Genomic DNA, 4,584 nt, shown 5'->3' on the forward strand with positions numbered 1-4,584 from the left:
CGCTTGGAGAGCGCGTTGAGGTTCAGACGGTCGGGAGCGCGGGGCTATGGCAAATCGAGGCCGATCCCAACCAATTGGAGTCGGCTATCGTCAACCTTGCAATCAACGCGCGCGACGCCATGCCCGATGGCGGGAAGCTGACTTTGGAAGCTGCCAACATTTCCGCTGATGAGGACTATTGCCGCCTGAATCCTGAAGTGGTCCCCGGCCAATATGTCGCCATTTGCGTGAGCGATACCGGGAGCGGAATGTCACCCGACGTTCTCAGTCACGCCTTCGAACCGTTCTTCACCACAAAGGATCCCGGGCACGGCACCGGCCTCGGCTTGAGCCAGGTTTACGGTTTCGTCAAACAATCAGGAGGCCACGCAAAAATCTACAGCGAGGCGGGGCAAGGCACGACGATCAAGATGTACTTTCCGCGCTTTTTCGGGCGCGCTGGACAAGAGGAGGCTGCGCTTGAGCAGTACGCCCCCGAAGGTGAGAAGTCCGAAACGATCCTGGTCGTCGAGGATGACGCAGATTTACGCGAGTATATTTCTGAAGTTCTCAGAGAGCTCAGCTACCGAGTTCTCACCGCCCGCAGCGCGCAAGCAGCTCTGACCATTTTATTGCAGGAGAACTCCAAGGTTGACCTTCTGCTTACCGACGTCGTGATGCCGGGCACAAGCGGGCGCGAGCTCGGAAGGCGAGCAGGGCAAATCAAGCCGGGATTAAAAATTTTGTACATGACCGGATATTCCCGCAACGCGGTCGTCCATCAAGGCAGGCTCGATGACGGCGTCAATCTCCTGGAGAAGCCGGTTTCGCAGGCAAAACTTGCAATGCGCGTGCGCGAGATTCTTGATCAGGGCAGCTAGGTTCAGAATCCGACGCGCGGCAGGGAAATGACTCGAACTAGGAGTACGGTGAAGTCATGGCTAGCGTGCTTCTGCGACTGCCGGCGCTGCCACGGGTGGCGTAGTGGGGGCATTGACGCAGGCTGGCGTCTCCGACGAGGAAGCACCGCTCTACGCTGAGGGCGTGAGGCGTGGCGGCACGCTGGTTTCCGCCCGCGTTCCGGATGACGATCGGACGCGATACGAAGCTATCCTCAATCAGTCCTCCGTCAATCTGCGCGACCGGAGTGTGGCTTGGCAGAAGGCCGGGTGGAAGAGCTACGATCCTTCCGCCCAACCATATAACGCCGAAGAGGTTCGGAGAGAGCGCCAACTCTACGGAGCCTGAGTACGCTGAGTTCTGGGGCGGCCCGCCCAGGCGGGCCGCCCTTTCTCGAAGATCGCTGCCGCCGGGCCTGTGGCGGGCGGCTCTGGGGCTTTGGGCTACCCATCTACTACTCTGCCGGACCCGCCATTTTGCTCGCGCGATAGCTCAAGGGCGGTTCATGGATTTCGATGGTTCCACCTTCACTTTGTGGAACGCCGAGCGTCCGCTGGAGGAACGACAGAGCAACGCTTTCATTGTTTTATCTTCCAACTGCAAAGGATACGATCATGGACCGCGAACATGTGAAGGGCGCTGCCGATAAGGTAAAAGGTGCCATCAAAGAGGGGGCCGGCAAGCTCAGTGGTGACAAGGATTTGGAAGCCGAAGGCAAGATTGATAAGGCTAAGGGATCCGCCCACAGCGCGGTGGGAGACGTGAAGGATGCCGCGCGGGACGCCGCTGACGCCCTAAAGAAATAAGCAGAAGAGAAGACCAAGAACTAGCCGCTTCCGGGCGGCTTTTTCTTTTTTAGACTGGCCAGTCTGGCACAATGCCGCCGGCGCCCTTTGCCGGCCTTCTTACGTGGAATAGCGGCCCCTCTCGCCCCGGATCGCAATTTCTAAATCGTGATGTCCATGGCCGCTGCGATTGATTTCGGCGACGGCTTCGTCCGGAGAAATACCGGCTGGCGTAGGCCCCATCTGCCCTATTGCACTTGCAAGACATGCCGGCGCCACGCTGGCATGCTGCCGCGCGACAGCAGCCCTTGTTCCAGATTTAACCTTCCGCAGCCACATCAAGCTTAATCCGCGTCTTCGGTTGCACCTGGGCTACAGAGCGTTAGCCTCTCTTGCACCGGACATTGCCCCGTTCGGGTTCACCATGGCGCAGCCGTCGCGCCAAGATATTCGGCGCGGCGGCTTCGTTTATCCGATACAAGCTTCAATTCGCAAATATGCCCGACGATGACCGGCTCGACCTCGTTGAGATGCGACGACAGATCACGAACTTGCGCTCGCAGCACTCTGACAATCTTCTCGTCACATCGCGATTGAACCGCTTCCTCGTGAAGATTGCTTTTCTCTCAGAGCCAAAAGATGCGGCGCACGTTCGACATATTCGGTCCGAATTCGCTCGGACGCTGCGAAGTGTTGAGGAAATGGTCTCACGAAGCCGATCCACGAAGCGGCCCGGCCTCGTTAAGCGACCCAAGTAATACTAACGCAAGAAGGTCCTTGCACCGGCCGGCCCGGTGCCGATGCTGGATGCAGTCGCGAAGTCGTCCTCGTTTCGCGTATCGACGCCTTCGCGGCGAGGGGGTCGCCGCCCCCTTGGTCGGTGACCCCCGCCATGTGATGTAGGTTTTGGTCTAGAAAGTTCGAAAATCCTTTATCCTTCAATGGGGATTGTAGCTGAAGCTGTCCCAGCGGAACGTTGCGACCAGATGCTGGACTGGTCGGTTCTGCCGATCGCTGACCAGACGCTCGATCACGAAGGCTGGATCCCGCGGCGACAACCCGAGAAGAGGCGCGACCTCCGCCGGACAGGGCGCCGCGTGCATCTCCTGGCTGGCGGCTCCCAGCTCCACGCCTTCCTGGGCTGAGGGTTCGAGCATCGTGCGCTCAGTCWACGAGTCTTTCCGCAGTCTCGCTCCAACCCAAGCCGGCATGGTCGCGACCGTATGCAGCATCGGCCGTCCTTCCAGAGCCCGGAGTCGCACAACCTGCTTTTGTGCGCGAGACAGCAGCTTCGATGGAATCCGCCGGCCGCGGTAAATGCTTCCGCAAGATTCTGGTCAAAGGGCTGCCCGGATCGTTTCGAACCGCGGCTATTATCATTAACGAGGGCATCTACGTCCTGGACCGGCGGGTCATTGATTTGGCAAGGCCCGCCGAGTCGTTCGGCGGGAACATGGATGGCGATGCAAGTCGCCTGACGGAGGCAGCTTGTCCCGCGCCTGCACCGAAGGACCAGCAAATTCACCCCGATCACTATCTGGCTCCTGGGCCGCTGTGAGCCGAAGAGCGCTATGGCGAAGGGGCCGTAAGACTACCGCCGGGGGTTCGTTTCCATAATTCGCGGCGTCAAATTAAGGCTTCCTTGACCAAGTTGCTGATATGGGAAGCCATAATCTCGTCCGAGGAGCCGATGAGGGTCTGGGTCAGCCTGGCTTTGGTTGCGGCGTTTTTGCTGCTGGGCCAGCGCTTTGTCTCGACAGCGGCGGAGCCATCGGGCGATCTCGCAGAGATGCGCGCCAGCTATCGTCGGCCTGCGGCGATTCCGTTCCCGGATAACAATCCATATTCGGAGCCGAAAGCTGCTCTCGGGGAAAAGCTCTTCTTCGATCCGCTGCTCTCCAAATCCGGCACGGTCTCCTGTGCGTCATGCCACAATCCCTCGCTGTCCTGGGCTGATGGCCGTGCTCGTGCGCTGGGCGAGGATCCGAAAGGCCTGCCGCTACGTTCGCCAACCCTGATTGACGTGGCGTTCACCGAACCGCTGGGCTGGGATGGCAAGTTCAGGGATATCGAGGCCGTTACCTTCGGGCCAATCACTGGCCGGGCGAATATGAACCTGTCGGAAGCGGAACTAATCACCCGTCTGTCCGCTGTTCCCGCCTATGTCGATGCCTTCGCAAGCGCGTTTGGGGACCCTGTGATCACGCGCCCCCGAATTGAAGCCGCCTTGGCGACATTTGAACGTCGTATTGTCGCTGGCGAGTCCCCATTCGACCGTTGGATCAAGGGGGACGAAACTGCCATCAATGCCGCGGCAAAACGCGGCTTTGAAGTCTTCAACGGCAAAGCGCGTTGCGCAAACTGCCACAGCGGACCGTCTTTTACAGACGGATCGTTTCAGGATATTGGCGCTGCAGGCAAGGACGATGTCGGACGCGGCCGGCTGTTTCCGACTTCGCAAAAGTTGCGCTACGCATTCAAAACGCCAACCCTGCGCGATGTCGCGCGGCGCGCGCCCTACATGCACGATGGATCCGTTGCAACCCTCGAAGAGGTCATCGAACTCTACGACAAGGGGGGAATTGACCGTCCAAGCCGATCGCCGTCGATCAAGCCGCTGTCTCTCGCTCCAGACGAAAAGACGGACCTGATTGCTTTTCTTCAAACTTTGACTGCGTCGTCGCCGGCTCTCGCTCCTGCCGGAGCACAGCCATAAGAGGATACTTGTCAAGGCCGTCGGGCGAAGGCTCTTAATGCGGTAAGACCGCACCCAGCAAGCCAAATCCGAGGACAAGAAAGGCGCCTGCCCAGGTCTCGAGGGTTTCGCTGCGTGTCACGTACCGTTTTGCGCCCATTGCCAGCGCGGAGCCCACCGCGACGCTGACAGCGCTTAACGCTCCGAACATGGCCTGCTCCCAAC

Annotated in this window: 5 protein-coding genes and 1 pseudogene; 5 read left to right on the top strand and 1 reads right to left on the bottom strand. The window is 59.5% G+C overall.

The features are described from left to right. From AC1D00_RS28075 to AC1D00_RS28085, 3 genes and pseudogenes are all read left to right on the top strand, one after another. Positions 1 to 860 (top strand): ATP-binding protein (locus tag AC1D00_RS28075; protein ID WP_477012890.1); only part of this gene is annotated, 860 nt, incomplete at its 5' end. Between the two features lie 73 nt (positions 861 to 933). Further along, positions 934 to 1,227: pseudogene (locus tag AC1D00_RS28080) on the top strand (hypothetical protein); the annotation flags it as partial. Positions 1,228 to 1,493: 266 nt separating this feature from the next. Further along, on the top strand, positions 1,494 to 1,685 hold the full coding sequence (locus AC1D00_RS28085; RefSeq protein WP_477012891.1) for a CsbD family protein: 192 nt from the start codon (positions 1,494 to 1,496) through the stop codon (positions 1,683 to 1,685). A gap of 917 nt (positions 1,686 to 2,602) precedes the next feature. Here AC1D00_RS28085 and AC1D00_RS28090 read toward each other — a convergent pair. After that, positions 2,603 to 2,926, bottom strand: coding sequence for a UTRA domain-containing protein (locus AC1D00_RS28090; RefSeq protein ID WP_477012892.1), 324 nt, complete (start codon positions 2,924 to 2,926; stop codon positions 2,603 to 2,605). A 32-nt stretch (positions 2,927 to 2,958) separates the two neighbouring features. Here AC1D00_RS28090 and AC1D00_RS28095 point away from each other — a divergent pair, with 32 nt between their 5' ends. After that, positions 2,959 to 3,222: a hypothetical protein gene (locus AC1D00_RS28095; RefSeq protein WP_477012893.1), complete on the top strand. Its 264-nt coding sequence runs from the start codon at positions 2,959 to 2,961 to the stop codon at positions 3,220 to 3,222. Between the two features lie 132 nt (positions 3,223 to 3,354). Further along, complete coding sequence (locus tag AC1D00_RS28100; RefSeq protein WP_477012894.1) at positions 3,355 to 4,380, top strand: cytochrome-c peroxidase; 1,026 nt, start codon at positions 3,355 to 3,357, stop codon at positions 4,378 to 4,380. The last annotated feature ends 204 nt before the right edge of the window (positions 4,381 to 4,584 follow it).

Source organism: Bradyrhizobium sp. P2_E8 (assembly GCF_056403875.1).